The 249-nt window shown below is 43.4% G+C and carries 1 pseudogene; it reads left to right on the forward strand.

The annotated features are described in order from the left end of the window. Window positions 1-249, forward strand: a pseudogene (locus SB689_RS23800) (gliding motility-associated C-terminal domain-containing protein); the annotation flags it as partial.

A 249-nucleotide genomic window follows, 5' to 3' on the forward strand; every position in this document is an offset into this window, starting at 1 on the left:
CTCATACACTCCCAATGGCCATGGAGATACTCTGGAAACCATTGGCGGCTGTCTTAGTAGTGAAAAGTTCTCAGTATGGTACTCTTTTACCATTGCTGCAGGAGGAACTCTTACATTTGAAATTGTTCCTAATGACCTTGGTAATGACTATGACTTCGCAGTATTTGGTCCCAATAAAACATGCGCCACCCGAGGAACTCCTCTTCGTGGATCTTATGCGGTAACAAGTGGAATTACTGGTCTTAACAT

The organism is Chryseobacterium sp. SIMBA_038 (assembly GCF_046535115.1).
In the GTDB taxonomy this organism is placed as follows: Bacteria; Bacteroidota; Bacteroidia; order Flavobacteriales; family Weeksellaceae; genus Chryseobacterium.